25 protein-coding genes and 5 tRNA genes are annotated in these 25,943 nt (G+C 51.8%); 13 read left to right on the top strand and 17 right to left on the bottom strand.

Annotated elements, in window-relative coordinates; genetic code table 11:
* Positions 1-47: 47 nt before the first annotated feature.
* On the top strand, positions 48-1,013 hold the full coding sequence (gene ttcA, locus ACN06F_RS14420) for a tRNA 2-thiocytidine(32) synthetase TtcA (RefSeq protein ID WP_099049291.1): 966 nt from the start codon (positions 48-50) through the stop codon (positions 1,011-1,013).
* Here ttcA and fnr read toward each other — a convergent pair.
* The 11 genes from fnr to ccoN form a co-directional block, all read right to left on the bottom strand.
* Positions 1,000-1,752 (bottom strand): fumarate/nitrate reduction transcriptional regulator Fnr, encoded by a 753-nt coding sequence (gene fnr / locus ACN06F_RS14415; RefSeq protein ID WP_433924145.1) that lies wholly within the window; start codon positions 1,750-1,752, stop codon positions 1,000-1,002. The genes ttcA and fnr overlap by 14 nt on opposite strands.
* Positions 1,753-1,810: 58 nt before the next feature.
* Positions 1,811-3,238, bottom strand: a complete 1,428-nt coding sequence (hemN, locus tag ACN06F_RS14410; RefSeq protein WP_433924144.1) for an oxygen-independent coproporphyrinogen III oxidase — start codon at positions 3,236-3,238, stop codon at positions 1,811-1,813.
* Positions 3,239-3,366: 128 nt separating this feature from the next.
* Positions 3,367-4,062: a sulfite exporter TauE/SafE family protein gene (locus tag ACN06F_RS14405; RefSeq protein ID WP_038477955.1), complete on the bottom strand. Its 696-nt coding sequence runs from the start codon at positions 4,060-4,062 to the stop codon at positions 3,367-3,369.
* Positions 4,059-4,280 carry a cbb3-type cytochrome oxidase assembly protein CcoS gene (gene ccoS / locus ACN06F_RS14400; RefSeq protein WP_038477952.1) on the bottom strand — a complete coding sequence of 74 codons (222 nt, stop codon included), beginning with the start codon at positions 4,278-4,280 and terminating at the stop codon, positions 4,059-4,061. Before ccoS ends, ACN06F_RS14405 begins: the two co-directional genes overlap by 4 nt.
* Positions 4,277-6,754 carry a heavy metal translocating P-type ATPase gene (locus ACN06F_RS14395; protein WP_120386394.1) on the bottom strand — a complete coding sequence of 826 codons (2,478 nt, stop codon included), beginning with the start codon at positions 6,752-6,754 and terminating at the stop codon, positions 4,277-4,279. The genes ccoS and ACN06F_RS14395 overlap by 4 nt, the downstream gene beginning before the upstream one ends.
* The gene (locus ACN06F_RS14390) at positions 6,751-7,275 is read right to left on the bottom strand and encodes a FixH family protein (RefSeq protein WP_038477946.1); all 525 of its coding nucleotides are present in this window, start codon (positions 7,273-7,275) and stop codon (positions 6,751-6,753) included. The genes ACN06F_RS14395 and ACN06F_RS14390 overlap by 4 nt, the downstream gene beginning before the upstream one ends.
* Positions 7,276-7,282: 7 nt before the next feature.
* Positions 7,283-8,719 (bottom strand): cytochrome c oxidase accessory protein CcoG, encoded by a 1,437-nt coding sequence (gene ccoG, locus ACN06F_RS14385; RefSeq protein WP_038477943.1) that lies wholly within the window; start codon positions 8,717-8,719, stop codon positions 7,283-7,285.
* Positions 8,720-8,936: 217 nt separating this feature from the next.
* Positions 8,937-9,866 carry a cytochrome-c oxidase, cbb3-type subunit III gene (gene ccoP / locus ACN06F_RS14380; protein WP_038477940.1) on the bottom strand — a complete coding sequence of 310 codons (930 nt, stop codon included), beginning with the start codon at positions 9,864-9,866 and terminating at the stop codon, positions 8,937-8,939.
* The gene (locus ACN06F_RS14375; RefSeq protein WP_038477937.1) at positions 9,863-10,084 is read right to left on the bottom strand and encodes a CcoQ/FixQ family Cbb3-type cytochrome c oxidase assembly chaperone; all 222 of its coding nucleotides are present in this window, start codon (positions 10,082-10,084) and stop codon (positions 9,863-9,865) included. Before ACN06F_RS14375 ends, ccoP begins: the two co-directional genes overlap by 4 nt.
* A gap of 3 nt (positions 10,085-10,087) precedes the next feature.
* Entirely contained in the window at positions 10,088-10,696 is a 609-nt protein-coding gene (gene ccoO, locus ACN06F_RS14370) for a cytochrome-c oxidase, cbb3-type subunit II (RefSeq protein ID WP_038477934.1), read from the bottom strand.
* Between the two features lie 19 nt (positions 10,697-10,715).
* Entirely contained in the window at positions 10,716-12,140 is a 1,425-nt protein-coding gene (gene ccoN / locus ACN06F_RS14365; RefSeq protein WP_038477931.1) for a cytochrome-c oxidase, cbb3-type subunit I, read from the bottom strand.
* A 177-nt stretch (positions 12,141-12,317) separates the two neighbouring features.
* On the opposite strand from ccoN, the gene ACN06F_RS14360 reads away from it, so the two are divergent.
* The 6 genes from ACN06F_RS14360 (at position 12,318) to ACN06F_RS14335 (ending at position 13,760) form a co-directional block, all read left to right on the top strand.
* Complete coding sequence (locus ACN06F_RS14360) at positions 12,318-13,070, top strand: alpha/beta fold hydrolase (protein WP_433924143.1); 753 nt, start codon at positions 12,318-12,320, stop codon at positions 13,068-13,070.
* A gap of 93 nt (positions 13,071-13,163) precedes the next feature.
* Positions 13,164-13,239, top strand: a tRNA-Val gene (locus ACN06F_RS14355).
* Between the two features lie 50 nt (positions 13,240-13,289).
* Positions 13,290-13,366: transfer RNA gene (locus ACN06F_RS14350), tRNA-Asp, on the top strand.
* Between the two features lie 36 nt (positions 13,367-13,402).
* A tRNA-Asp gene (locus ACN06F_RS14345) sits at positions 13,403-13,479 on the top strand.
* Positions 13,480-13,529: 50 nt separating this feature from the next.
* Positions 13,530-13,605, top strand: a tRNA-Val gene (locus tag ACN06F_RS14340).
* Positions 13,606-13,683: 78 nt separating this feature from the next.
* Positions 13,684-13,760, top strand: a tRNA-Asp gene (locus ACN06F_RS14335).
* Between the two features lie 146 nt (positions 13,761-13,906).
* Here the strand turns inward: ACN06F_RS14335 and ACN06F_RS14330 are convergent.
* The 5 genes from ACN06F_RS14330 to ACN06F_RS14310 form a co-directional block, all read right to left on the bottom strand.
* Positions 13,907-14,308: a GlcG/HbpS family heme-binding protein gene (locus ACN06F_RS14330; RefSeq protein ID WP_038477925.1), complete on the bottom strand. Its 402-nt coding sequence runs from the start codon at positions 14,306-14,308 to the stop codon at positions 13,907-13,909.
* An 87-nt stretch (positions 14,309-14,395) separates the two neighbouring features.
* Positions 14,396-15,628 (bottom strand): glycolate oxidase subunit GlcF, encoded by a 1,233-nt coding sequence (gene glcF / locus ACN06F_RS14325; protein WP_038477922.1) that lies wholly within the window; start codon positions 15,626-15,628, stop codon positions 14,396-14,398.
* 14 nt (positions 15,629-15,642) lie between these two features.
* Entirely contained in the window at positions 15,643-16,743 is a 1,101-nt protein-coding gene (glcE, locus tag ACN06F_RS14320; RefSeq protein ID WP_038477919.1) for a glycolate oxidase subunit GlcE, read from the bottom strand.
* Between the two features lie 51 nt (positions 16,744-16,794).
* Positions 16,795-18,294, bottom strand: coding sequence for a glycolate oxidase subunit GlcD (glcD, locus tag ACN06F_RS14315; protein ID WP_198348908.1), 1,500 nt, complete (start codon positions 18,292-18,294; stop codon positions 16,795-16,797).
* A 236-nt stretch (positions 18,295-18,530) separates the two neighbouring features.
* The gene (locus ACN06F_RS14310) at positions 18,531-20,222 is read right to left on the bottom strand and encodes an L-lactate permease (RefSeq protein ID WP_433924142.1); all 1,692 of its coding nucleotides are present in this window, start codon (positions 20,220-20,222) and stop codon (positions 18,531-18,533) included.
* 453 nt (positions 20,223-20,675) lie between these two features.
* Here ACN06F_RS14310 and ACN06F_RS14305 point away from each other — a divergent pair, with 453 nt between their 5' ends.
* The 3 genes from ACN06F_RS14305 to ACN06F_RS14295 all read left to right on the top strand — a co-directional run bounded on the left by ACN06F_RS14305 (position 20,676) and on the right by ACN06F_RS14295 (position 22,688).
* Entirely contained in the window at positions 20,676-21,368 is a 693-nt protein-coding gene (locus ACN06F_RS14305) for a glutathione S-transferase family protein (RefSeq protein ID WP_253486028.1), read from the top strand.
* A 93-nt stretch (positions 21,369-21,461) separates the two neighbouring features.
* Positions 21,462-22,151: a glutathione binding-like protein gene (locus ACN06F_RS14300; RefSeq protein ID WP_038477908.1), complete on the top strand. Its 690-nt coding sequence runs from the start codon at positions 21,462-21,464 to the stop codon at positions 22,149-22,151.
* Positions 22,152-22,331: 180 nt separating this feature from the next.
* Positions 22,332-22,688: a phasin family protein gene (locus ACN06F_RS14295; protein ID WP_038477905.1), complete on the top strand. Its 357-nt coding sequence runs from the start codon at positions 22,332-22,334 to the stop codon at positions 22,686-22,688.
* 185 nt (positions 22,689-22,873) lie between these two features.
* Here the strand turns inward: ACN06F_RS14295 and uraD are convergent, their stop codons facing one another.
* Positions 22,874-23,416 carry a 2-oxo-4-hydroxy-4-carboxy-5-ureidoimidazoline decarboxylase gene (uraD, locus tag ACN06F_RS14290; protein WP_120386400.1) on the bottom strand — a complete coding sequence of 181 codons (543 nt, stop codon included), beginning with the start codon at positions 23,414-23,416 and terminating at the stop codon, positions 22,874-22,876.
* A gap of 138 nt (positions 23,417-23,554) precedes the next feature.
* Here uraD and uraH point away from each other — a divergent pair, with 138 nt between their 5' ends.
* From uraH to ACN06F_RS14275, 3 genes are all read left to right on the top strand, one after another.
* Positions 23,555-23,908: a hydroxyisourate hydrolase gene (uraH, locus tag ACN06F_RS14285; RefSeq protein ID WP_120386401.1), complete on the top strand. Its 354-nt coding sequence runs from the start codon at positions 23,555-23,557 to the stop codon at positions 23,906-23,908.
* A gap of 82 nt (positions 23,909-23,990) precedes the next feature.
* The gene (locus tag ACN06F_RS14280; protein ID WP_120386402.1) at positions 23,991-25,190 is read left to right on the top strand and encodes a urate hydroxylase PuuD; all 1,200 of its coding nucleotides are present in this window, start codon (positions 23,991-23,993) and stop codon (positions 25,188-25,190) included.
* A 14-nt stretch (positions 25,191-25,204) separates the two neighbouring features.
* Positions 25,205-25,921, top strand: coding sequence for a GntR family transcriptional regulator (locus ACN06F_RS14275; RefSeq protein WP_038477893.1), 717 nt, complete (start codon positions 25,205-25,207; stop codon positions 25,919-25,921).
* The last annotated feature ends 22 nt before the right edge of the window (positions 25,922-25,943 follow it).

Here is a 25,943-nt window from a genome sequence, read left to right as displayed (position 1 = left end):
ATGAATCCACGGGTTTATCTTGGGTGGACGTGGTGAGTCTTGTTAGAATGCCCGCTGCTTCTTCTACCATCGGCAGTGCCTACACCATGCTACAACCTGACTATTTTGACCCCGCAGCGCCTGATACTGTTTCTGTTGACAGTCCTGCTGTTAATAGCGCACAGACACCATCCGAGCATCACGCCGCTAAACAAAAGCGTGAATTTAATAAGCTACAAAAGCGCTTACGGCGAGAGGTTGGCAACGCCATCATTGATTATCAAATGATTGGTGAAGGTGACAAGGTGATGGTGTGCCTGTCTGGCGGCAAAGATAGCTATACGATGCTGGAGATACTGCTTAACCTGCAGCGCAACGCGCCGGTTAACTTCTCTCTGGTCGCCGTCAATATGGATCAAAAACAGCCAGGCTTCCCGGAGCATGTGCTGCCCCAGTACCTAGATAAAGTGGGGGTTGAATACCACATTCTAGAGCGTGACACCTACTCGGTGGTGAAAGAGAAAACCCCAGAAGGAAAAACGACCTGCGCGCTCTGCTCACGACTAAGACGTGGCTCTCTCTATGGGTTTGCCGAGGAAATTGGGGCAACGAAAATTGCCCTAGGGCATCATCGTGAAGATATTTTAGAAACGTTATTTCTTAACATGTTCTTTGGTGGCACTTTGAAAGCAATGCCTCCCAAGCTTTTATCTGACGATGGCAAGAATATTGTCATTCGCCCTCTTGCCTACTGCAAAGAGGCTGATATTGCAGAGTTTTCTCGACTAATGGAATTCCCGATTATTCCCTGCAACTTATGTGGCTCTCAGCCCAATCTCCAGCGTCAAGTCGTCAAAGATATGTTGGCTGAGTGGGATAAAAAACACCCAGGACGTCTAGAAAGCATGTTTAAAGCAGTGACCAATGTAGCGCCTTCCCAGCTAGCAGACCGCCGTTTATTTGACTTTGCTGGCCTTGAAGCCAAACAAGCGGCGTTGATGGAAGGGCGTATTCAGGCGCTTAGCGTGGACTAGCCGACTGTTCTTCCTCTTCAGCTAGCGTGATGAGGCGCCGCATATTTAAAATATTAACCTCGCGCCCTGAAACAGCCACCACCTCTTGCTGTTGAAAGCGGCTAAGAATACGGCTGACCGTTTCTACCGCCAAGCCTAAGTAATTGCCGATGTCGGCGCGGGACATGGAGAGTCTGAAGCTATAAGGCGAGTATCCACGGCGGCGAAAACGGTCTGAAAGGGTGACTAAAAAGCTTGCTAGTCGTTGATCGGCCGTCTTGCGGGATAGCAAGCGCATCATGCGCCGGTCATCTCGCAATTCTTTGCTCATGCTCCGATAAAGCTGGCCACGTAGTTCGGGCAGTTCTTCGGAAAGCAGGTCCAAACGGTCAAATGGGATTTCACACACCGTAGTGGTTTCCAGTGCAATGACGCTACCGGGGTAGTGCTCTTCATCAATTCCGTCCAATCCTACTAGTTCGCTGGGAAGGTAGAAATTTGTCAGCTGATCATTGCCGTTCCCTTCGCTGGTCACCTGTTTCAGGCTGCCTGAGCGGACGGCATACACACTGGTGAAGTGATCACCCTGGCGAAACAGGGGCTCGCCTTTTTTGAGCGGTGCGCGGCGGCGAATGATGGCATCAAACTGGCTCATGTCCTCAAGCTCTAAGGCGAGCGGTAGACACAGCGAGCTTAGGCTACAGGTCTGGCAGCGCGCCTCTTGCAGCAGTGAGCGTCGTTGGCTGGCGGGGTGTGGCATATCATTCTCCCTTTCTCGTTAGCCATCATAGGCCCAGAGGCAAGACGTCTCAAGAAGCTTATACAATCTTAGAGTAGCGCTGAGTAGATTGGTCAGTTAGGCGAGCATCAAAGGCCATCGCTAAATGACGAATCAGCAGCCGCCCAGTGGGGGTGGCGCTAATAACTTGCTGATGGCGAGTGATTAAGCCGTCTTGCTCAGCTGTCTTCAATTGCTCAATTGCGGTGGAAAAATAGTCACTAGCATCGATGTGCCAACGCTTTCCAACTGCCGCTAGATCAATATGCATGTCGCACATTAGCCGTTCAATCACGTCTCTTCGTATTAGGTCGTCCTTATTTAACCTTAATCCTTTAACGGTTGCCAGCTTACCTTGATCTAAGGCTGCTTCATATTGGTTAAGCTGGGTCGGGTTTTGTGCGTAAACGTCGTCAACCCGTGATATAGCGGATACGCCTAAGCCAACTAAATCGCACTGTGCATGGCTAGAGTAGCCCTGAAAGTTTCGTTGCAGTGTGCCGTTGCGCTGAGCAATCGCTAGACTATCGTCAGGTCGTGCAAAGTGATCCATGCCAATATGCACATAGCCTGCGTTAGTCAGCATTTCTATGGTGGTATGCAAAATAGCCAGCTTTTCATCAGCGCTGGGAAGATCCGTTTCGTTAATGCGTCGCTGTGGCGCAAAGCGGGTGGGCATGTGCGCATAATTAAATACGGACAGCCGTGCCGGGTTTAGTTCGATGACTTGACTTAGCGTCTCGGCAAAGCTTTTTTCGGTTTGAAATGGCAGTCCATAAATCAAATCAAGATTGAGTGAGCGAAAACCAAGACGGTGTGCTTCTTCCATCAACGTTTCGGTGAGTACCCGGGGTTGTACTCGGTTGATGGCTTTTTGTACCTGCGGATTTAAATCCTGTACACCAAGGCTTAGTCGATTAAAGCCGAGAGACTGTAGATGGCGCAACGTAAATACGTCTGCTTCACGAGGATCTATTTCAATAGCGTAATCGCGATCGGCTGAGCTAGATAAACCAAAACGGGCATCTAGGCGGTCAATTAGGTCCCCCATCTGTGCCAAGGTTAGAAATGTGGGCGTACCACCACCCCAGTGTAACTGTTGCACCGGGCGTGAAGTGTCTAAATGGCGGGCAGTGAGCACCATTTCTCGATCTAGCCGAGAAAGGTAAGGTTCTGCAAGGGCGGTATTCTTCGTTGCGATTTTATTGCAAGCGCAGTAGAAGCAAATTTTTCGACAAAAGGGTACATGTACATACAGTGATAGCGGGCGGTGGCTCTCGTTACTGCGCGCTAGCGCCTGAGTAAAGTCATCGGCACTAAACTGCTCATGAAACGCTAGAGCTGTCGGGTAGGACGTGTAACGTGGGCCACTTTTGTCATAGCGACGCAGCAGCGTTTCATTCCAGGCATTAGCCCCAGACACATCAGTGTTGGTAGGTGAGAAGGCAGCAGTGGCATGAACGGGCATGGCGAGCGCTCCGAAGTGAGAAGTAAACAAAAGGAGTGACTGAGCGCCGTCGCTCAGTGTTCTCTCGGCATGCTACGTCGGTGTCACTTGGAATGCGTTGAGCTATATCAAACTATAGGAGGGTCTGACTAATGCGCTGTTAGAGGAATAAGCGTCCATAGCTGCCAAAGGGCGAAACTTATAATCGACAGTGCGGCGACGCTGCGAGTGGCAGGGTGGCGAATTAAATGGCTTAACTGCTGTGCTGCAAGTCCTGTTGCCAGCAGAGCAGGGAGTGTACCCAGGCCAAAAGCCCCCATTAAAAGCGCGCCATCGAGTGGGTCTGCAATCGCTAAGCTCCAGGCTAGCATGGAGTAAACCAGCCCACAGGGCAGCCAGCCCCACAGTGTCCCTAGGGCGAAGGCTTGAGGAAGATGGACGACAGGCATCAGGCGTCTTCCCACTGGCTCTATATAACGCCAAAGGTGCCTTCCCACCGCTTCTACTTTCAGCAGTCCTTTCCACCAGTTGGCGATATAGAGTGCCATTAAGATGAGCATCAATGCGGCGAAAGCCTGCAATGCAACACGTGCAGACGGTGAAAGCGAGATAAGTGTGCCAAGTGCAGCAACAATAGCACCCGCCACCATATAGCTGAGAATGCGTCCGGCGTTATAGCTAATCAGCAGCCCGCCCATTCGGGCAGGGTGTCGCATGCTAGGTGGTACGGCAAAGGTCAGCGCGCTCATAATGCCGCCACACATGCCGATACAATGGGCGCCGCCCATTAAGCCAAATACAAATGCGGCTAGTAGGGGCGGTAAATCGAGTCCCGTCGGATTCATGCGGGCGGCTCTTGGTTATCTTGAGAAGAGGACCCGCTTTTTTTACGCGCTGCACGCTGCTCGGGAGACAAATCATTCTCATCGTCGTCGAATAGGATGCGGTGGGCTGGCCCTTCTAAATCGTCAAACTGGTCGTGCTTCACGGCCCAGAAAAACGCCCACACCGCGAGACCCAGAAGAGTGAGTGAAAGTGGAATCAGTAAGTATAAAATCGTCATGCCGTCACCGGTGTTGATAGGGCAATCTGAGGGGCGGGCGGGGTACGCCAGCGAGTGAGACGCAGCGCGTTACCTACCACAATCAGGGAGCTTAGCGACATGCCAATCGCAGCGAGCCAGGGGGGAATTAAGCCCATTGCTGCTAAAGGCAGTGCCGAAAAATTGTAGCAAACCGACCACAGCATATTTTGGCGCATAATGCGGCGTGTGGCGCAGGAAATATCAATCGCCTCAAAAATACGCATTAGGCGTGGACTGAGCAATATCGCGTCGGCGCGGGTTCGGGCAAGGTCTGTGGCGCCATTCATGGCAATGGCGACGTCAGCGCCAGCCAATACCGGCACATCATTGATACCGTCACCGATCATCACGACACGCTCACCGCTGGCTTGTAACTCACGTAGTCGTGCCAGCTTGCCCTCAGGCGATTTGCCAGCGTGCCACGTGGTAATATTGAGCTGTTCTGCCAAGCTCTCTACCGCTTCTTGCGTGTCACCAGAAAGTAGTTCTACTTCCAATCCACGGGCTTGAAGTGCGGCAACGGTTTGAGCCGCATCTTCACGAATGCCATCGTGTAGCTTGAACCAGGCACGTGGTGCGCTGTTTTCACTGAGTAAAAGCCACTGGCCTGTGCCTGGTGGAGGCAGTGTGGTTGTCGTCGCAAAATCAGGTTTGCCTAATCGCCATGTTGCGCCGTTTAAAGTGCCTTCTAGCCCGCTCCCAGTCACACTTTTGATGTTGCGTGCCTGCAGAGTGGCATCTCTAAATGGGCGAAAAGCTCTGGCAATGGGGTGTTCAGAGTGTGCCTCTAGCGCCGCCGCGATGGCTTGGGCATGCTCTTCACTGAGCGTCGTATCGCTGTGGGCGAGATGCTGTTGGTCAATAGGATGCGTTTGGGTCAGCTGCATTTCGCCGCGGGTCAGCGTACCGGTCTTATCAAAGATCACGCGGGTGACGTTGGAGAGTGATTCGATCGCGTCAGCACGTGTAATTAGTACGCCTCGCTGGCGCAATTGGCCATGCCCTGCTGTCAGCGCAGTGGGGGTGGCCAGCGCCAGTGCACAAGGGCAAGTGACTACTAATACCGAGAGTAGTACCCATAGCACGCGAGATGGATCAATAAACCACCATGCTACGGTGACACACGCGGTAACGATCAGCAGTCGTAATACAAACAGGTGCGCCATACGCGCCGCCATCTGGGCAAGTCGTGGGCGACTTGCAAAGGCGCGATCGGTTAAATCGACAATACCGGCCACTCTGGCGCTATTGCCAGCATGGGTTACCTTTATGGTGAGCGGGTTTTCCATGTTTTGGCTGCCACCCACCACGCTTTCGCCTACCCGTCGAGTCACTGGCAAATACTCACCGGTCAGCATCGACTCATCAAGGCTGGATTCGCCGTCTTCGATAATGCCGTCAGCGGGAACGCCATGACCGGGCTTGATGAGCACGCGGTCGCCTTCTTTAAGTTCACTGGCAGGCAGAATGCGTTCACTGCCATCAGCTTCAAGGCGAATAGCGGACACCGGCAAAACGCCGCTCAGCGCATTGCCACTGTGGCCGCTGCGCCGCCTGGCCCTACCTTCTACATAGCGGCCAAATAGCAAGAAGAAGGTAAACATGGCGACCGAGTCGAAATAAACATCGCCAACGTTAAACAGCACTGCATAACTGCTCGCCAAATAGGCGCCGCCAATGGCTAGCGAGACCGGCACATCCATGCCAAGAACGCCGGTTTTCAGATCACGCAATGCGTTACGGAAAAAAGGCTGCGCTGAGAAAAATACCACGGGCGTGGCTAGGGCAAACGATAGCCAGTGAAACAGAGCGTAAAAGTCTTCGCTAAGCTCACCTGGCCCCGATACATAAATGGGAATGGAGAACATCATGACCTGCATCATCCCGACAGCCGCGACAATCAGGCGTCGCACATTCATGCGTTCTTCATGTTGTAAGCGCGTTTGGGCTTGATCAGGTTCATAGGGCTGCGCATCGTAGCCAATGGCCGCTAGTTCAGCGAACAGCTGTGAGAGGTTGATGACGGCGGGGTCCCAGCTCACACGTAGGCGATGATGGGTAAGGTTGACCGCGCTAGAAGTAACGCCATCAAGTGCATTCAAACGGTGTTCAATGAGCCAGGCGCAGGCTGCACAGGTGATGCCGTCTATTGCTAGTGTGGCTCGTACTTGTCCTTCGTCACCCTCTGGGTGAACAAACTGCGCTTGCAGCCCTGGGTCATCAAATACCGACCAGGTTTCTGCTTTGGCAGCTTGGCGCTCGTCAGGGCGCTCTGGCATTTCTGTGCGATAGCGATAATAGCTCTCCAACCCGCCATCAACGATGGCGTGGGCGACGGCTTCGCAACCTGGGCAGCATAGTGGTTTGGATGTGTCGTCAATGTTAATTCGCCACGGTGCCCCTTCGGGCACCGGGTTGCCGCAGTGGTAGCAGCTAAGGGCGGTCGTGGTCATTCGTTCTCCGAGCGCCCGCCAGGTAGTAGTGCAATCGTGTTTTCGTCAGGAAAGCGTGCTTCTCCGATAAGGCGCCATTCTGATTCATCGCCTTGCTCTGGCTGTAGCTGTAGATACCAGCGATAGCGCAGATTGTCAGGTCCTTGAGTGATGTAGCGGCCTTCGCGCACATGCTCTAGTACAAACGACTGGTCACGATCGTCTTCGGTGGGAAAGATAAGATCTAGATAGAGCTTATCTGGGCGAGCATCACCCGCAAGATCAACAACAATATCGCTGGTAAGCGGATCAATGCGTAACTCGGCACTTAAATTTAAAGCGCGCGCTTGCTCTTGCTTGGCGAATACCATGTTAATTGCTTTGCCGTGCTCGTAGTAATCTTCTTGTACCACCATACCGTCGTAGCTTTTGATCGACATAACCGCAAAGGTCGTGCTGACAATAATGGAGGAGAACAGCAAGCCTAACAAAAACCATGGCCAGAACTGTTTGTACCAAGGTGTAATCGTAGGGTCTGACATAACGCATTTATCTCCTGGCGTTACCTAAGAAGCGGGCTTCACGCTCCTGACGGATTTGCTCATCTTGTTGTGCTTGTAGCACAAAAGTAATGGGGTGGCTGGGCTGGCTTAGATCTTGAGGGTTTGCAAGTACGGTGACTACCTGAATGCGAGACTCGCCTGCTGGCACGCTAATCGACGCGCTATCTAGCGTTAAGCTGGGTAGGCCTAACACACTGATTTGGTAAGTGTGTGGCTGGTTATCAAGGTTACGCACTGTAAGGCTGTAAACATTGCTGATTTGCCCTTCTCGGGTCATTTGATACAGCTGTGTGCGCTCACGCTCGGCGTCGAAACTAAGTGGTATGCGGTCGTTAACCGCCCAGGCAAACGCAACGACCATAATAATCAGCGCGGCAAAGTAGCCCAGCAGTCGAGGCCGTAAGATGTGGCTTTTCTTGCCTTCTAGCGCATTTTCCGTTGTGTAGCGAATAAGCCCTTTGGGGTAGCCCATTTTGTCCATGACGCTGTCACAGGCATCAATGCAGGCTGCACAGGTAATGCACTCGTACTGGAGCCCATCACGAATATCAATACCTGTTGGGCAAACCTGAACGCATAGCTCGCAGTCTATACAGTCGCCAAAGCCGGCTTCTCTCGCCTGAGTATGGCTAAGCGACTTCTTCCGCCGACCTCTTGGCTCGCCGCGTGCTTCGTCGTACGACACGATCAGCGTGTCGCGATCAAACATGACTGATTGGAAGCGCGCGTAGGGGCACATGTAAATACACACCTGCTCACGCAGCCAGCCTGCATTTAAATAGGTAAATACTAAAAAGAAGCCAACCCAAAAATAGGACCAGCCATGGGCTTCTAGCGTAGGCAGTTCCGTTACTAGCGTGCGGATGGGGGTGAAGTAACCCACAAAAGTAATGCCAGTAGCCAAAGAAATCAGTAACCAAGCGGAATGTTTAGCTCCTTTCCGCCACGCTTTGTCAGCATTCATTGGCTGCTTGTCGAGCTTAATACGGTGGTTTCTAGATCCCTCTATGCGGTGCTCAAGCCAAATAAATAAGAATGTCCAGACGCTTTGTGGGCAGGTATAGCCACACCAAACGCGTCCAGCAAAAACAGTAATAAAAAATAGCCCAAAGGCACAGATAATAAGCAGCCACGAAAGTAATACGAACTCTTGGGGATAAAATGTGGCAGCAAAAATATGAAACTCTCGGCCTGGAAGGTCAAACCAGATAGCAGGGCGGTCGCCCCAGTTCAGCCATGGAAGCAGGAAAAAGCCCAGCATAAGCGCCCAGTTGGCGCTGCGCCTTACTTTCTGGAAGAGCCCTTTAATTTCGCGCACATAAATATGTCGGCGCTTAGCATACATGCTCTGAGTTGTACTTTCCCCAGGGGTATGGTGCCCAACGGGCGGCGGCGTAATATCTTGGCTAGGTATTTTTTCCATGGCGATGATCGCAGCTCACTAAGGCGGGAATGGGCGGCAGCATGGATATCGTGGCGTTAAACCTGCGACGCTAGATAACACAACTGTATGCCGTGTCGCTAAATAATAGTGTAACGGATAGAAAGGGTATCTGGACGGACGGTGGATGAAGAAAGGGTGCGGTATGAAACCGCACCCTCGTGATACTACCTACAAGCGGTTGCTACTAACTAAGCGATTAGTCGTTGAAGCGTAGGCTGTAGACATAAGCGGCTACTAGATGAACACGCTCTTCACCGATATAAGCCGCTTGTGCTGGCATGTGGCCGTTACGACCATTGCGCAGTGTTTGGCGGACAGAATCAGCAACGCTTTGTCCCGGTGCCAAATAGAGCCATACATCATCAGTAAGGTTAGGTGCGCCAAGCGCGGTATTTCCCGTTCCACTGGGTGTATGACATGCCGCGCACGCTGCTAGGAAAGTGCTTTCGCCACTGGCTGCACGGTCTGCATCATGCTCTTCGCCAGACATTGAGAGAACGTACTGAGTGAGGTTCTCAATGTTGTTCTCGCCAAGCTGCTGCCAGGCAGGCATTAATCCATTACGACCATTATTCAACGTCGTCATGATGTTTTCCGGCTCACCGCCATACAGCCAGTCGTCATCGGTGAGGTTCGGGAAGCCGTAACCACCTTGGGCGTTAGAGCCGTGACATACCGCGCAGTTGTTCAGGAAAACACGCTCTGCTACCCGCATGGCTTCAGCGTCTTTTGCCAGTTCAGGAATAGGTATTTCCTGATACTGAGCAAAAATCGGTGTGAAGCGCTCTTCGGCATTAGCAACCTCTTCTTCCCACTGGCCTTCTTGGGACCAGCCCAAAATGCCCGCATAGTTACCTAGGCCTGGGTAAAGTACTAAGTAGCCCAAGGCAAAAATAACGGTGAGGATAAACAGCTTGAACCACCACTGGGGTAGTGCGTTGTCGTACTCTTCGATCCCATCAGCCGCGTGGCCAGTGGTTTCGATATTGCCATCAGCATCGGGTGCTTTATCGGTACGGCGGTTGGAAAATAAGATCCAAACGCTCAGAGCGATAGTGCCCAGTGTGACGACAATGATCCAGGCGCTCCAGAAGCTGGATAGGGAGTCACCCCATAAATTATTCATGTATTTTTATCTCCCCTGTCGTGGCGGGAATCCACTTCGTGCTCAGACGAAGCATGCTTGTCACGGGTCGGTTGCTTATCATCGTCATCGGCGAAAGGCAGGTTAGCTGCTTCGTCGAAGTCTGGTTTGCGTCGCTTGGAATAAGCCCATAAACAGATGCCAATAAAAGCGACAATCAATATCAGCGTGATAAGGCCGCGGAAAGTTCCCGTATCCATAACTTAACGAGTGCCCTCAAGCACGGTGCCTAATTGCTGCAAGTAGGCCACCAGTGCAGTAATTTCCTGGGTGCCGCGAACGTCTTCTGTCGCAGTGGCGATATCTTCATCGGTATATGGCACGCCTAGCTGACGCAGCGTGCGCATTTTTGCCGGTGTCGATTCGCCATCCAAGGTGTTTTCAAACAGCCAAGGATATTCAGGCATGACTGACTCGGGTACCACATCTCGTGGGTTATAGAGGTGGGCGCGGTGCCAATCATCACTATAACGTCCACCTACGCGAGCAAGATCCGGCCCAGTGCGCTTAGAACCCCAAAGGAAGTTGTGTTCGTAAACCTGTTCGCCTGCAACGTTATAGTGGCCATAGCGTTCGGTTTCTGCCCTGAAGGGGCGAACCATCTGGGAGTGGCAGCCTACGCAGCCCTCGCGGCGGTATATGTCGCGCCCTTCCAGTTCCAGTGCGGTGAGAGGCTTGAGGCCCTCAACTGGCTCAGTTGTTTGCTTTTGAAAGAACAGCGGTACGACTTCGGCCAGGCCGCCAAAGCTGATCGCAACCAGGATCAACACGGCGAGCAGGCCAACGTTCTTTTCAACAATCTCGTGTTTCATTGGTCTCAACTTCCCCGTTTTAAGCGGCTTGTGGCGCTGAATGGCTAATCGTTTCGCGACGTTTTACGGTCATGTAAACGTTGAATGCCATAATTAGCATGCCTGTTACCCAGAAGAGGCCGCCAATCATACGCACAAAGTAGCCGGGGCCACTGGCTTCGACAGACTCTACAAAGGTGTACATCAGCGTGCCGTCAGCATTAATCGCGCGCCACATTAGGCCTTGCATGATGCCGTTGACCCACATGGCGGCGATATACAACACAGTACCAATGGTGGCTAACCAGAAATGCACCGCAATTAGATTGACGGAGTACATCTCGGTACGCCCAAAGACCCGCGGAATCAGGTGGTACATAGAGCCAATGGTAATCATCGCTACCCAACCTAGCGCACCAGCATGCACGTGACCAATGGTCCAATCGGTGTAATGCGACAGCGCGTTGACGGTCTTGATGGCCATCATTGGCCCTTCAAACGTCGACATGCCGTAGAACGACAGCGCTACCACCAGGAAGCGAAGTGTTGGATCGGTGCGCAGTTTATGCCAAGCGCCAGACAGGGTCATCATGCCGTTAATCATACCGCCCCAGGAAGGCGCAAGCAGGATGATAGACATAATCATACCCAGCGACTGTGCCCAGTTAGGCAGCGCTGTGTAGTGAAGGTGGTGGGGGCCTGCCCACATATAAATCATAATCAACGCCCAGAAATGGACGATGGAGAGGCGGTAGGAATAGACCGGGCGTTCGGCCTGTTTTGGCACGAAGTAGTACATCATGCCCAGGAAGCCTGCCGTCAGGAAGAAGCCGACCGCATTGTGGCCATACCACCACTGCACCATCGCATCTACCGCACCCGCATAAATCGAGGTGGAGTACATGGGGGTGACCGGAATGGCCGCATTATTAACGATGTGCAGCACCGCGACGGTCAAAATAAACGCTGCAAAGAACCAGTTCGCCACGTAAATATGGGAAGTGGTGCGCTTTTTAATCGTCATTAAGAAAACGATAGCGTAGCTAATCCAAACGACCGCAATCAAAATATTGATAGGCCATTCAAGCTCTGCATACTCTTTTGTAGTGGTATAGCCTAGCGGCAATGACACGACAGCCGAGAGAATAACCGCTTGCCATCCCCAGAAGGTGAACGCTGCGAGCTTGTCAGAGAACAGGCGAGTCTGACAGGTACGCTGTACGACATAGTAAGACGTCGCAAATAGCGCTGAGCCACCGAAGGCGAAGATAACAGCGTTAGTGTGTAACGGACGTAAGCGCCCGAAGCTTGTCCAAGGTAAGCCGAGGTTCAGTTGCGGCCAAACTAGCTGGGAGGCAAGGATAACGCCAAGCGTCATACCTACAATGCCCCACACAACGGTCATGATCGCGAACTGCCGAACTACCTTGTAGTTGTAGGTCGGGTGTTCCAGTGCTGTGCTCATTTCATGTTCCCATCGAACGCGGTTAGGGGGTAACCCGTAGCATTTTGCATTAGCATTTTGCCCGGGTGCGGCCACCCGCTTGATGATGCAGGTCAAGATCCGATAGAGATTCTATCGCAGCCGCGCCTTAAGCTGAACACGCCAATAGAAGTAACACTGAATTATTAGGAGTTAATCGTGTCTTATTACGCGGGTTTTGGTTTCGTCGATATACACCCAGCAGCTTTAAACGACGCGTTAGCTAATCCCAGCGTACAGCGGTTTATAGTGATTGGGCACGGCCCGCTTTCAGTTTTGGGGTCGCCTAAGGTAGGCCGAATACTACTTGCTCATGGCGCAGGGGCGGGTCATTGCTCTGTGTTTATGCGGCAATTTGCCGCGACGTTAGCAGCGCAAGGCATGCAGGTATTGGCAATTGATTTTCCCTACATGCAGCAGATTAACGAGCAGGGTAAACGCCGTCCGCCACCCCCTATCAAGCAAACGGTGGCTAATTTTGCCTCATGGTACTCGCTACTGACGTCTTTAAGCGATCAGCCCTTGTGGGTGGGCGGTAAGTCGATGGGTGGGCGTGTTGCCACTTTATTTGCCAGTGAAATGCTTGCCAATAATGAAGTGCATGGTCCTGGCGTTATTGTCGCGGGCTATCCTTTCCATCCACCTAAAAAACTAGACAAAACCCGTTTGGAACATTTTCCCGCTATTCGTTGCCCCGTGCAGATTCTTCAGGGGGAACGAGATCCCTTTGGCAATGTAGATGAGGTTTTAGGCTATAACCTTCCTAATAATATTAACGTTGCTTGGCTTGCTGATGGCGATCATGATTTTAAACCTAGACGTGTTTCTGGATTAAATCAGCAAGTTTTGATTGACGAAGCGGCCATACTTGCGGCATCCTTCGTCCGCGCTCACCAAGCAAGGTACGTGTGATGAGTGGCAATACGCTGGTTTGAATCGAAAATTTGAACGCGCCGTGTTGACATATCACCAAGTTCCTGTAGAATGCAGCGCCACGTGACCAGCGGGTGGTTAGCTCAGTTGGGAGAGCACCAGCCTTACAAGCTGGGGGTCACTGGTTCGAACCCAGTACCACCCACCATTTATTTGGTCGTTTGGAAACGTGAAGCAGTAGCAATTGATGCATTAAGTGGACCGGTAGTTCAGTTGGTTAGAATGCCGGCCTGTCACGCCGGAGGTCGCGAGTTCGAGTCTCGTCCGGTCCGCCATCATCAATTATTACCGTATAAAAGTTATCGCTATTCGGACCGGTAGTTCAGTTGGTTAGAATGCCGGCCTGTCACGCCGGAGGTCGCGAGTTCGAGTCTCGTCCGGTCCGCCACGATAACTTATCAAGTTGCACCATTTAAGCATTATTGCTTTAAATGCCCTGGGTGGTTAGCTCAGTTGGGAGAGCACCAGCCTTACAAGCTGGGGGTCACTGGTTCGAACCCAGTACCACCCACCATTTAGCTGAATGTTTTTAAGCGCCTCTGAACCGCTTTTAAATAGCTAGTTTCATGGTTAGAAATAAGTGACTTAAAGTGGACCGGTAGTTCAGTCGGTTAGAATGCCGGCCTGTCACGCCGGAGGTCGCGAGTTCGAGTCTCGTCCGGTCCGCCATTTAAGCACTCATCGACTAAACGTTTTAGTCGAACGAATTCCAAAAAGCCCAGATCATTGATCTGGGCTTTTTATTGCGTGTCATTTAGTACCTTGAGTCCATTCTCTAGCGCCATAACGTGCAGCCATGCAGCTGCACGGTAATATCAGGCGATAGCGCTTACCCCGGCTTTGGCGATCTGTACGTCCTGGTCAGGCTTCACGCCTGAGATGCCGACAGCACCCACGACGTTGCCATCGACGATGATAGGAACGCCGCCTGACAGCAAACCTTGCAGTGGCGCAGAGACAAATGCCGTGCGCCCACCGTTAATCATTTCTTCAAATACTTGGGTCTCTTTACGGCCTAGTGCTGCACTGCGCGCTTTATGTGTTGCTACATCGGCACTGAAGGGTGCAGCACCGTCTAAGCGGCGCAGAGCGAGTAGATGCCCGCCATCATCCGTTATGGCAATGGTGACCGGCCAGCCGTTGTTATCGGCTTCTTTTTGAGCAGCATCTAGTACCTGAATGACATCGGCTTGGCCGAGAACAGCTTTGCTTTGCATCAAACTTTCCTTTTGATCAAGGGGAGTAAAGTGCCGCGCTATTGTTTGCTTGTAAAAGCTTGTTAGCGCGGCAAAGTGAATTAGTGTTTATACCAGGGCAGCATCCACCACTTCCACCCAGTGCCGTACCGGGGTGCGATTGGCACTAGCAAGATGGGTTTGGCAGCCAATATTGGCAGTGACGATAACCTCTGGGTTGCTAGCTTCCAGCGCATTGAGCTTGTTATCGCGCAGCTGTGTGGCAAGCGCTGGCTGGGTAACCGAGTAGGTGCCAGCTGAGCCACAGCATAGATGCGCATCTTGTACCGGCGTTAGCGAAAACCCCAGCTTGCTGAGCACGCCTTCAACCGCACCATTGAGCTTCTGGGCGTGCTGCAGTGTGCAAGGGCAGTGAAACGCCAGACGTTGGTGCTCTTTCAGCTCGAGCTTCTCTACTGGCTCTTCGCGCAGTATTTCGACAATATCTTTCGCCAGTGCGCTGACTTTTTGCGCTTTCTGGGCATAGGCCGGGTCATCTTTGAGCATGTCGCCATACTCTTTGACAAAAGCGCCGCAGCCGCTGGCCGTTTGAACAATGGCTTCAGCCCCTTGTTCGATCTGTGGCCACCAAGCATCGATATTGGCACGCATACGAGCGCGACCATCGTCCTGGGCATTCAGGTGAAAATCAATGGCCCCACAACAACCTGCTTCGCTGATGGGCGTCACGCTAATCCCAAGACGGTCTAGCAGTCGAGCGGTCGCTGCATTGGTGTTTGGCGATAGGCCTGGTTGAACGCACCCTTCTAGTATTAGCACCTTGCGAGAATGGCGTTGGCTATCCGGGCGTTGGCCTGCGTCGACTGGCGTCGGTGGCATCTTACTGCGTAGCTTGCCAGGCACCAGGGGTTTGAAGGTTTGCCCTAAGGACAGAAGTGCTTTGAAGCGCTTAGGGTCTACCAGCATCTTACGCAGTGCATAGCGTTGGGCGCGTTCGGCCATGGGGCGAGGAACCCGGCGGTCAATTTCTGCACGACCGATATCCAAAAGTTTGTGATATTCCACGCCTGAAGGGCAGGTGGTTTCACAATTGCGACAGGTCAAACAGCGGTCTAAATGCAGGCGTGTCTCTTCGGTGACCTGATCATTATCATCGCGGCTTTCCAGCAGCTCTTTCATTAAATAGATGCGCCCGCGCGGCCCGTCCCGCTCATCGCCTAGCAGTTGATAGGTGGGGCATGTAGCATTACAAAAGCCGCAGTGTACGCAGGTGCGTAGGATGCGCTCGGCCTCCTGAATATGCGGTTTTTGGCGATCAGCATCGGTAAAGTGCGTCTGCATGTCTACTCTCCTGATTAAAACGCCGCATAAAGACGGCCTGGGTTGAAAATGCCATAGGCATCCAACTCGGCCTTCAGGTTGCGATGATACTTTTCGACCACGGGGTTGAGCGGGGTGAACGGTGACTCTGCTCCGCCTTGGGCATAGGGGGTAAAGCAAGTGGCATGACCACCTGCCTGCTGGCAAACCGTGCGCAACGTATCAGCCGCCGCGCTGGTTTTTATCCACCGCTGGCTGCCACCCCAGTCATAGAAGATATCGCTTTGGGGTATATTCAAGGCTAGCGGCGGCGTATTGGGGGGTAATGATAAGCGCCACAGCGCTTGCCCTTCATTCAGACGGAAAAAAGGATGCTGATGGTCGCGCAGTTGCTGCCAGAAATCGCTGGAAAGTGATTCGCCGCCCAAGCGTTCCTTGGTCGCATTAACGGAACTTGCGCCGCCTTCTAAACGAATAAATAGCTCGCCTGCGTGCCATCCTGCTGCGGTGATGGGCAGCGGCTGTCGTCCTAGTTCGGCGAGCTTACCCAAGGCATCTTCAAGACTCATGCTTAGGCGTAGGCTGTGAGTGGCAGTAGGAATGGGAAGGACTTTAAACGAGATATCAGCCAGTACGCCTAGCGTCCCTTGAGCACCTGCCATCAAGCGTGAGAGGTCGTATCCGGCGACGTTTTTCATGACTTCACCGCCAAAACGCAACAACTTGCCTTCTTGGGTGATCACGCGTGTGCCTAAGACAAAGTCCCTCGCTGCGCCAGCCCATGGGCGGCGTGGGCCGGACATGCCGGTGGCAACAGCACCGCCAATGGTGCTGGCATCGCTGAACGCGGGTGGTTCAAAGGCCAGCATTTGATTTTCTTCGGCTAGAGCTGCGTTGAGTGCGCTTAACCGCGTACCGGCACGAACAGTAATCACAAGCTCTACCGGGTCATAGGAGACAATGCCGCTATGGGGCAACATATTTAAGGCGTTGCCTTCTACCGGTCGGCCGTAAAAAGCGCGGGTATCGCCACCTACTATGCGCAGTGGCGTGCGGTTGGCATAGGCGCTGCGCACCTGTTCGCACAGGTCGTCAGCGATATCTTGATCGGCAGCATGTATCGCTAGTTCAGTCATGGTGATTCCTAATCATTATGCTTCCTAGTGGTTAGTCGACTAGGAGTCGCATCAGAAGCGTGGTAGTTCCGGATGCGGTAGTTCGTTGTTATGCACATGCATCGCGCCAAACTCAGCACAGCGCGCCAGGGTAGGAATATTTTTCCCTGGGTTGAGTAAGCGCTGTGGGTCAAAAGCGGCTTTCAAGGCATGGAATACCGTTAGTTCATCGGGTTGAAACTGACTGCACATCTGATTGATTTTTTCGCGGCCGACGCCGTGTTCGCCAGTGATAGAGCCGCCCGCCGCGACGCATAGCTCCAGAATTTTTCCGCCGACGTCCTCTGCAAGAGCCAGCTCTCCCTCTTTATTGGCATCAAATAGAATCAGCGGGTGCATATTGCCGTCACCGGCATGGAAGACGTTGGCAATCGCCAAGCCACTCTCTTCCGACAGGGCGGCAATACCTTTGAGGACGCGAGGGAGTTCGCGGCGAGGGATGGTGCCATCCATACAGTAGTAGTCAGGCGACATGCGCCCCACCGCGGGGAAGGCATTTTTTCGCCCTGCCCAGAATTTGGCCCGCTCAGCCTCATCGCGAGCCTGTTGAATGTCGGTCGCCCCCGCTTTTTCTAAGACTCGGCGAACGGTTTGGCAATCGTCGTCCACATCGGCTTCAACACCATCTAGTTCGCACAGAAGAATGGCTTCTGCCTCAACGGGGTAACCAGCTTTGATGAAATCTTCTGCAGCCTTGATGGCCAGCTTATCCATCATTTCTAATCCGCCAGGAATAATCCCCGCGGCAATAATGTCGCCAACAGCACGGCCCGCTTTCTCTACGTCGTCAAAGCTGGCCATTAGTACCTTGGCGGTTTCAGGTTTGGGCAGCAGCTTTACGGTAATTTCAGTGACCACACCCAACATGCCTTCAGAGCCATTCATCAGCGCGAGGAGGTCAAAGCCAGGTGCGTCCAGTGCTTCGGATCCCAGCGTCATACGCTCGCCTTCAATCGTCATGACATCAACACGCATCACGTTATGAACGGTGAGACCATACTTGAGGCAGTGCACGCCACCCGCATTTTCCGCCACGTTGCCACCAATCGAGCAAGCAATCTGTGACGATGGGTCGGGTGCATAATAAAGCCCGTAAGGGGCAGCAGCTTCAGAAATAGCTAAGTTGCGCACGCCTGGCTGTACACGTGCAATGCGAGCATCTGGGTCAACATTAATAATCGTGTTGAAGCGCGACATCACTAGCAGGACGCCTCGTTCAAGCGGTAAAGCACCGCCTGAAAGCCCCGTGCCTGCACCACGAGTAACGACCGGAACACCCAGGGCATGGCAGCGTTTTAGAAGACCTTCTACCTGTTCCAGAGTCTCGGGTAATGCAACCAGCATCGGCATGATGCGATAAGCGGCAAGGCCGTCGCACTCAAAGGGATGTAAGTCCTCTTCACGGTGCAGCAGCGTCAAAGACGGCACTGCGTTTTGCAGATCATCTAAAACATCTGCTTTATCGCGGTGAATGAATTCGCCGTCGAGGCGTTCATCGAAAAGAATGTTCATGTTAGCTCCTGTGGGTGAGGAGAGCAGAAAATTATCTAATCACTTTATGGAAAATCTTTCCATAAATAACTAATTCGATGCTGGAAAACTTTTGCATACAGTGAAAATTCTAATAACGTGTTAATGATTTACTGTTTCTGCTGAGGTTGCTGGGTAGTGGTCCCTCGTGAAGAGGCTGCTGGGTTGCCCTTAGGCTACCCAGCAGGAATGACTCACTCTTGATTAACGTTTTCCCGTCACATCAGTGGATCGGTAATGCCAATCACATAGAAAGCAATAAGCGCAATGATCCCAGTAAAGATCAGATAGTAGATCGTGGGAATAATTGTTTTACGAATCGTTGTACCTTCGCGACCCAGTAGGCCAACCGTCGCTGATGCGGCGACAACATTGTGAATCGCAATCATGTTACCCGCTGCGGCACCAACGGCTTGCAGCGCGACCATCATCGCCGTAGACAACCCAAGTGTTTCGGCAACGCTAAACTGGAATTCCGCTAGCATCAGATTAGAAACGGTATTGGAACCGGCAATAAAGGCACCCATAGCCCCAACCGCAGGTGCAAAGAAGGGATAAATGCCCCCTACGCTGTTAGCTACCGCCTGGGCCATCATGACGGGCATTGACACAAGGTCAGCACCATTCACGCCAGAGTTAATCAGGATGCGTACCATGGGAACGGTGAAGATCAAGACAAAGCCAGCACCGAAGATGGTTTTAGTAGATTCAGACACGGCAGCGCTGATTTTCTGCGGGTTCATGTGGTGCAAGAAGTAGGTGACGATGACCACCGCGATAATAATGCCGCCTGGCAAATAAAGCGGCTGTACACCGCCGCTAACACCGGCTTCGCCTAGAATGTTGTTCCAGCTCAGGTTAACGGAGGTCAAGGCAGCTTTCAGCGGTTCAACGGTGCGTGAAGCAACCAAGAATACCGCGAGTAGGACGTAAGGAATCCAGCCCTTGAAGGTCGACATTGGCGCTTTACCAACAACGTCATCCAATTTGATCTGCAGGTTGCCGATCCATTCATCTGGCCAAGACGTTGATTCAGGAAAGTCCCAGGTGTCTTTCGGTAGCAAGAAGCCTTTGCGAGCAGCGGGTACTACAATCGCTAAGCCCACCATAGCACCAATCATTGATGGGAATTCTGGGCCTAAGAAAACGCCGACCAGCATGTAAGGTACGACGAACGAAATGCCAGTAAAGATTGCAAAGGGTGCAATGGATAGGCCTTCTTTCCAGGAGCGATTCGCACCGAAGAAGCGCACCATGATCAATACCAAAATCAGAGGCATCAATATGCCTACGATGCCGTGCGTGATGGCCACAGAGCTAGTAATTTGCTGGAAAAAAACGTCCCACGTAGAGCCGCTAGCTTCCAACTGGGCTGTGATGCCAGCGCGATCAAGCCCGCTACCGACACCCACTACAACTGGGGTGCCAACGGCGCCAAAAGAGACCGGAGTGGACTGAATCATCATGCCGACAACAACGGCTGCCAGTGCAGGGAAGCCAAGCGCTACCATGAGCGGTGCAGCGACTGCTGCGGGCGTACCAAAGCCAGAAGCCCCTTCAATGAAGCAGCCGAATAACCAAGCAACAATTAGCGCCTGAACGCGACGGTCAGGGCTAATGCCTGAAAAACCGTTACGAATCGCAGTGATGCCGCCAGAATGCTTAAGCGTATTTAGCAGCAAGATGGCGCCAAAAATTATCCATAAAAGGCCTGCTGTTTGAATCAGCCCTTGAATGGTAGACGCGGCAACGCGGCTAAACGACATATCCCAAGCGGTCAGACCAATGACGGCTGCGGTCAGGAAAACAATCGGCATCGCTATTTTTGCGGGTATTTTAAAACCAATGAGCAAAATACCGGCAAGCAGCAGCGGCAGAAATGCCAGAAGTGCAAGTGTAGTTTCATTCATTTTAGGAATGGCCCCTTGTTATTGATTTGGTGTGCTCGGCAGATGCCAGCGGTCGTGGCAATGCTGGTTGGATCAGTGCGAAAGATACGGTTAGGTAGAAAAAATGGCTATATTGGATAATTGGTAAGACCAATTAAGGGCGGTTGTATGTATAGACTTTGAACCACTCTTTTAAATTTAACGAATTGTTTTTATTTGCTTTTCAATTTCCACAATGCAGTAGGGCTGCCTGCAACCCATTAGACTAATAGACAGTACAGTTTCCATCTAAGAGGGCAGTACAGGGCAAGTGAATGGAGAAAAAGTCGCTTGCTTACTTAGCTGATATGAAGACCTTTGGGGTAGGTTCAGAACAAGTAAAACCCGTTACTTGCGTCATTGGTGGCTTGAGCCCATTGTTGTCAGCGTGTGTTTGATTTTAACCACGTTTCTAATTACAAGGAGGCCGTCACAGTGGCAATAACTCTTTATGACTTATGCGGGCACGATGAGCGCTTACGCTTTTCTCCCTATTGCTGGCGCGTTCGTATGGCACTGGCACACAAAGGGTTGGAATATACGACTGTTCCTTGGCGTTTTCTTGATAAAGAGGCACTTGCCTTTGCCAACTACGACAAAGTGCCGGTGTTAACCGATGGTGACACGGTTGTCACTGATAGCTTCGAGATCATGCGCTACTTAGATAAGGCCTATCCTGCCAATCCAGTATTGGGAGAAGGAGTGAGCTATCAGCGAGTCCACTTTTTTAAGCTCTATATTGAGCGTAGCGTGACTCCGGCACTTTTTCGAACGGTCGCGCTGGATTTATTAGCGGCCATACATCCTGACGACCGCGCCTACTTCAGAGAGACCCGCGAAGCCCGTTTTGGTATGCGTTTAGAGGACGTCAATAATCCAGAGCAGGGGCGAGCACAGCTGAAAAAAATGTTGGCTCCTGTGCGTGATCAGCTTCGGAGTAGCCCATTTTTAGATGGCGAAGCACCCAGTGGAGCAGATTACCTCCTATTTGGCAGCATGATGTGGGCATATACAGTGTCACTTGAGCCATTAGTTGACGCTAATGATCCGGTTGATGAGTGGTTTAAGCGTATGCTGGAGGTGCACGAAGCGGTCGCGGGTAAGGCCATTACTATTCGTGATCTATAATGTGTCAGGCGGCAATAATGCCGCCTGTATCCATCGTATGTACGAGGAAAGCCACACAAACGGCTTATGTCGTATGTGTGAGAGGAGATGGCAATGATTGATCTGTATTACTGGACAACTCCCAATGGCCACAAAATCTCCATCATGCTTGAAGAAGCAAAACTGCTTTACCGAGTAAAACCTATCAACATAGGGCGTGGCGAGCAGTTTGACCCTGAATTCTTAACCATTGCGCCGAATAATCGTATTCCCGCTATTGTTGATCATGCACCTCAAGACGGTGGTCAGCCCCTGGCACTGTTTGAGTCAGGGGCTATTTTGGAATACCTAGCTGATAAGTGCGGACAATTTCTGCCCGCTGAAGGGCGAGAGCGTTATGTTGTGCTGCAATGGCTTCATTGGCAAGTGGGCGGGTTGGGGCCGATGGCGGGTCAAAACCACCATTTTTGCCACTATGCACCGCAGAAAATCGAATATGCTATCGGGCGTTACGTTCGCGAGACGTATCGCTTGTACAGCGTGCTAGATCAACGACTATCTCAGCAGCATTATGTGGGTGGTGATCGTTACTCCATTGCTGATATGGCGATTTATCCATGGATTGTGCCATGGGAAAAGCAGTGCCAAACGTTAGAGGAGTTTCCTGACCTAGAGCGTTGGTTTGATGAAGTAGCACAGCGCCCAGCTGTTCGAAAAGCTTATTCTTTGATCGAAGACGTCAATCCACAGGCGGGGGGAGAAATAGATGAGCAGGCACGTAAATACTTGTTTGGCAATCGCTAAGTAGTCACTACTTGGTTGATGAGGTTGCTGCCTTCAATCGCTAGCAGCAATGTTGTTAAAAAATAATGTTGCGCTGCACAAAAGGCACTGCTAGCTTTGTTGTTAGTAAAGGCAACCGCCTGATCATCGACCGCTTATCGATGCGTGTCGAATCGCTAGCTCACTTAAGGAGATTATGTGATGAACAAGGCCGCAGAGAAATCCACCCAGCAGTTTGAGTCTGTCTTTGTATCGCCAATGCGTTCTTATACCCTGGCAGCGCTTGATTATTATCAGCAAGTCGTCAGCGCGCAAATGGATGCAGCACGTGCATACTCTGACATGACGGTTGCTCAGGCACGCACATGGTTAGACGTTAAAGATGCCGACAGCTTTAAAAAAGCTATGGAAAGTCAGCAAAAAACAGCTTCTGACCTAATGGAGCGTATGAAAGGAGACTCTGAAAAAGTCACCTCGATTAGCCAAAACTTTATGCAAGAGAGTCAGAAAATGGCGGAAGAGACCACTAAGAAAGCAGTGGAAACCGCTAAGCAGTAACCTATTTTTCATTAGGTAAATGCCTGATAGTAAGCGATCAGATGCTATTGATTGATCGATGAAATGCCGCACCGTCAGGTGCGGCATTTTTTTGTCTATATGCATTTTAACGCGTTGTAAGATGTTATTTCTGCAAGCAAAAAAGAGTGGCTGCATGCGGTGGGCTTTGCGTGGTGATATGCCCGTTACAACGGCTGTTCAGCCCGTACGTTCAACCTGAAACGGGCGATACGAATGATCTCCTTAATTGCTGTTTCACGCTCTTCAGCTAAACCATTGTGTAAGCGTGCTTCAAACGCTGCCAAAATGGCGTGGCGATCAAGCCCCTTCACCGCAATGACGAAGGGGAAGCCAAATTTTTGTTTGTAAGCAGCGTTAAGTTGTTCGAAGCGGGCAAACTCTTCAGGCGTACATTGATCTAGCCCAGCGCCTGCTTGCTCGCGTGTAGAGTCTTGGGTCAGCTCACCCGACATCGCCGCTTTGCCTGCTAAGTCAGGGTGGGCCTGAATAACAGCGATTTGCTGTTCAGGTGTTGCCCGCTGCAGCATAAGTCCCATCAGGTCAGCTAGCGCGTCAGGTGCGTCATGCGCATTGCTTAACCCTTCCTTCCAGGCTGCTTCCGCCACCCAGGGGGAGTGCTCATATACATCGCCGTAATGTTGGGTAAAGCTTTCTAAGCTGCATGTACTAGGAGCGGGCGAAAGGGTCAGTGATGTTGAGGTAGCCACTAAATTTCTCCAGTATGTTTAATAATGGGAATACTGTATACAATAAATGGTATCAACGGTACTCTTTGACCGATAGGTTAAGTCGGTCAGCTGTTATCAACAACAGTAAACAACAACTGTGATTATTAAGGAGTTGCTATGGGACGGTTAACGACTCACGTACTCGATACCGCTAAAGGACAGCCCGGCCAGGGGATTACCATTGACGTGTTCCGCCTAGCAGGCACCACGCGCGAACACTTGTGCAGTGTGATTACCAACAGCGACGGTCGTTGTGATGCGCCTATCTTAGAGGGTGATGCCCTCACGGTAGGCGAGTACGAGCTGGTTTTCTACGCGGGTGACTACTTGCGCGCCCAAGGCATCGCCTCTCAAGAGCCGCGCTTTTTGGACGTGATTCCTTTACGTTTTGGCGTTGCAGATGCCAGCCAGCACTACCATGTGCCGTTACTGCTATCCCCTTATAGTTACTCTACCTATCGCGGTAGCTAGAGCTTGGCTATCTTTTTGCCGCTTTTTGCCTAGCCTGACATTCGCTCGCTGAGTTACCAGGTAAACCTGCTAGGACTTGTTTATGCAAGCATATATTATTGATTTTGCTAACTTATTGTTACGCTGGTTGCACGTTATAGCAGCCATAGCCTGGATCGGTGAGTCGATCTATTTTGTCATGTTGGATAATGGCTTAAGAACGCCGAAAGCAGCCGAAGATCGTGAAAAAGGCGTTTTTGGAGAGATGTGGGCCGTGCATGGCGGTGGTTTCTACCATAATCAAAAGTATGCTACTGCGCCTGCCAAGCTGCCGAATGACCTTCATTGGTCGTTCTGGAAAGCCTATACGACATGGCTATCGGGTTTTGCCTTGTTCGTTATTCTCTATATGGCAAACCCGGGCTTCTATCTAGTTAACCCCAACAGCAACTGGGCGTGGGCGGCGAGTATGACAGGCTGGCAGGCCAATCTACTGGCGCTGGCCTTCTTGCTCGGCGGTTGGGTGGTTTATAACGAACTCTGTAAACGCATAAGTCCTAATATGGACCGCGACGGTCTTCTCAGCGTTGCCGTTGCGGTGATGATGATAGTGGTCGCCTATTTAAGCACTCAGATGTTCACAGGACGTGCCGCCTTCCTATTAACCGGGGCTGTGATGGCCACCGCCATGTCAGCTAACGTGTTCTTTTGGATTATTCCCGGTCAACGCCGTATGGTGAAAGCCATGAAGGCAGGTGAGGCGCCTAATCCATTAGATGGCAAGCGGGGCAAGCAGCGTTCGGTACATAACACCTACTTTACGTTGCCGGTAGTACTGTTGATGGTGAGTAACCACTACTCTTTCATCTACTCCCATGAGCTTTCCTGGGTGGTCATGGTACTGTTTATTTTTGCCGGTGCCCTTATCAGGCAATTCTTTGTATTAATGCACGCAGGAAAAACGCAGCCAGCCTATCCTGCGGTTGGGATAGGGCTTATTCTATTAGCGTTTTGGGTAGCCGCACCGAGCCCAGGTGCTGGTAATGTGAGCGCGTCTGGTGCGCCCAGCCAAGCCCAAATTTCAGGGTTAATTGATCAGCATTGTAGTCAATGCCATGCTCGCAACCCTGAGCATGCCGGTTTTTCAGCGCCGCCTGCAGGCTACGCGTTTGATACTTGGGATGAAATCCTGGGACATCAAGCGCAAATTAAGCAAGTTGTCGCGAGTCGATATATGCCACTTGGCAACATCACCAACATGAGTGATGAAGAGCGCGATATTATTGCCGCGTGGGAGGAGTGATTAAAGGAGATCCTATGAGTGATGCGCAGGCGGCGTTAAAGCAAAGACCCGCAGAAAAAGAAGGCGAGGAGCGTCACGAGTCAATCTATCGCGCGGTTAGCGATGCCATTGTAGAGCAGCGGCTAAAACCGGGGGCTCGGCTGCGCGAAGACGCCTTGTCAGACGTCTTTGGTATCAGCCGTACCGGTATTCGTAAAATCTTGCAACGCTTAGCATTAGAACAGTTGGTAACGCTCACGCCACGTCGGGGAGCCAGCGTAACACGGCCTACCGCCGAAGAGGCCAAGGATGTGTTCGACGCACGCCAGATGATTGAGTGTGGGCTAATGCCTGATGTAGCAAAGCGGATTGGAGAGAAAGAAGCCGCTGAACTACGGGAAATGGCTCGTCAGGAGCGTCAAGCGCTGCGCAATGGCCAACAGAGCATCGCTATCCGCCTGTCTGCTGACTTTCACGTGCGCCTTGCCCAGCTTTCGGGTAACGCAACGCTTGCTGAGTTTGTTGAGCGTCTGTGCTCACGCTCGTCGTTGATTCTGGCGGTTTACGGTCATCGTGGCCACTTAGGCTGCGAATCCCACGATCACGATGATTTGATCGGCTATCTAGAAGCGGGCAATGGCGAGCGTGCGAAAGCGTTTATGAGCCGCCATCTCAAAGCGATTGAAGCCTCACTTTCGATGGTTGAAGAAGAAGAGAATGTGCCAGACCTGCAGCAGATTTTTGGTGGTTAAGCAGGTTAAGTAGTCATATATA

It is taken from the genome of Vreelandella sp. 21, from assembly GCF_050995515.1.
Lineage (GTDB): Bacteria > Pseudomonadota > Gammaproteobacteria > Pseudomonadales > Halomonadaceae > Vreelandella > Vreelandella alkaliphila.
This window is presented reverse-complemented; position numbering and strand designations above follow the sequence as displayed.

What these genes read in the sequence shown, in the direction of transcription:
- ttcA (WP_099049291.1), top strand. Translation starts at nt 48, where the DNA reads ATGCCCGCTGCTTCTTCTACCATCGGCAGTGCCTACACCATGCTACAA.
- fnr (WP_433924145.1), bottom strand. Translation starts at nt 1,752, where the DNA reads ATGCCACACCCCGCCAGCCAACGACGCTCACTGCTGCAAGAGGCGCGC.
- hemN (WP_433924144.1), bottom strand. Translation starts at nt 3,238, where the DNA reads ATGCCCGTTCATGCCACTGCTGCCTTCTCACCTACCAACACTGATGTG.
- ACN06F_RS14405 (WP_038477955.1), bottom strand. Translation starts at nt 4,062, where the DNA reads ATGAATCCGACGGGACTCGATTTACCGCCCCTACTAGCCGCATTTGTA.
- ccoS (WP_038477952.1), bottom strand. Translation starts at nt 4,280, where the DNA reads ATGACGATTTTATACTTACTGATTCCACTTTCACTCACTCTTCTGGGT.
- ACN06F_RS14395 (WP_120386394.1), bottom strand. Translation starts at nt 6,754, where the DNA reads ATGACCACGACCGCCCTTAGCTGCTACCACTGCGGCAACCCGGTGCCC.
- ACN06F_RS14390 (WP_038477946.1), bottom strand. Translation starts at nt 7,275, where the DNA reads ATGTCAGACCCTACGATTACACCTTGGTACAAACAGTTCTGGCCATGG.
- ccoG (WP_038477943.1), bottom strand. Translation starts at nt 8,719, where the DNA reads ATGGAAAAAATACCTAGCCAAGATATTACGCCGCCGCCCGTTGGGCAC.
- ccoP (WP_038477940.1), bottom strand. Translation starts at nt 9,866, where the DNA reads ATGAATAATTTATGGGGTGACTCCCTATCCAGCTTCTGGAGCGCCTGG.
- ACN06F_RS14375 (WP_038477937.1), bottom strand. Translation starts at nt 10,084, where the DNA reads ATGGATACGGGAACTTTCCGCGGCCTTATCACGCTGATATTGATTGTC.
- ccoO (WP_038477934.1), bottom strand. Translation starts at nt 10,696, where the DNA reads ATGAAACACGAGATTGTTGAAAAGAACGTTGGCCTGCTCGCCGTGTTG.
- ccoN (WP_038477931.1), bottom strand. Translation starts at nt 12,140, where the DNA reads ATGAGCACAGCACTGGAACACCCGACCTACAACTACAAGGTAGTTCGG.
- ACN06F_RS14330 (WP_038477925.1), bottom strand. Translation starts at nt 14,308, where the DNA reads ATGCAAAGCAAAGCTGTTCTCGGCCAAGCCGATGTCATTCAGGTACTA.
- glcF (WP_038477922.1), bottom strand. Translation starts at nt 15,628, where the DNA reads ATGCAGACGCACTTTACCGATGCTGATCGCCAAAAACCGCATATTCAG.
- glcE (WP_038477919.1), bottom strand. Translation starts at nt 16,743, where the DNA reads ATGACTGAACTAGCGATACATGCTGCCGATCAAGATATCGCTGACGAC.
- glcD (WP_198348908.1), bottom strand. Translation starts at nt 18,294, where the DNA reads ATGAACATTCTTTTCGATGAACGCCTCGACGGCGAATTCATTCACCGC.
- ACN06F_RS14310 (WP_433924142.1), bottom strand. Translation starts at nt 20,222, where the DNA reads ATGAATGAAACTACACTTGCACTTCTGGCATTTCTGCCGCTGCTGCTT.
- ACN06F_RS14300 (WP_038477908.1), top strand. Translation starts at nt 21,462, where the DNA reads ATGATTGATCTGTATTACTGGACAACTCCCAATGGCCACAAAATCTCC.
- ACN06F_RS14295 (WP_038477905.1), top strand. Translation starts at nt 22,332, where the DNA reads ATGAACAAGGCCGCAGAGAAATCCACCCAGCAGTTTGAGTCTGTCTTT.
- uraH (WP_120386401.1), top strand. Translation starts at nt 23,555, where the DNA reads ATGGGACGGTTAACGACTCACGTACTCGATACCGCTAAAGGACAGCCC.
- ACN06F_RS14280 (WP_120386402.1), top strand. Translation starts at nt 23,991, where the DNA reads ATGCAAGCATATATTATTGATTTTGCTAACTTATTGTTACGCTGGTTG.
- ACN06F_RS14275 (WP_038477893.1), top strand. Translation starts at nt 25,205, where the DNA reads ATGAGTGATGCGCAGGCGGCGTTAAAGCAAAGACCCGCAGAAAAAGAA.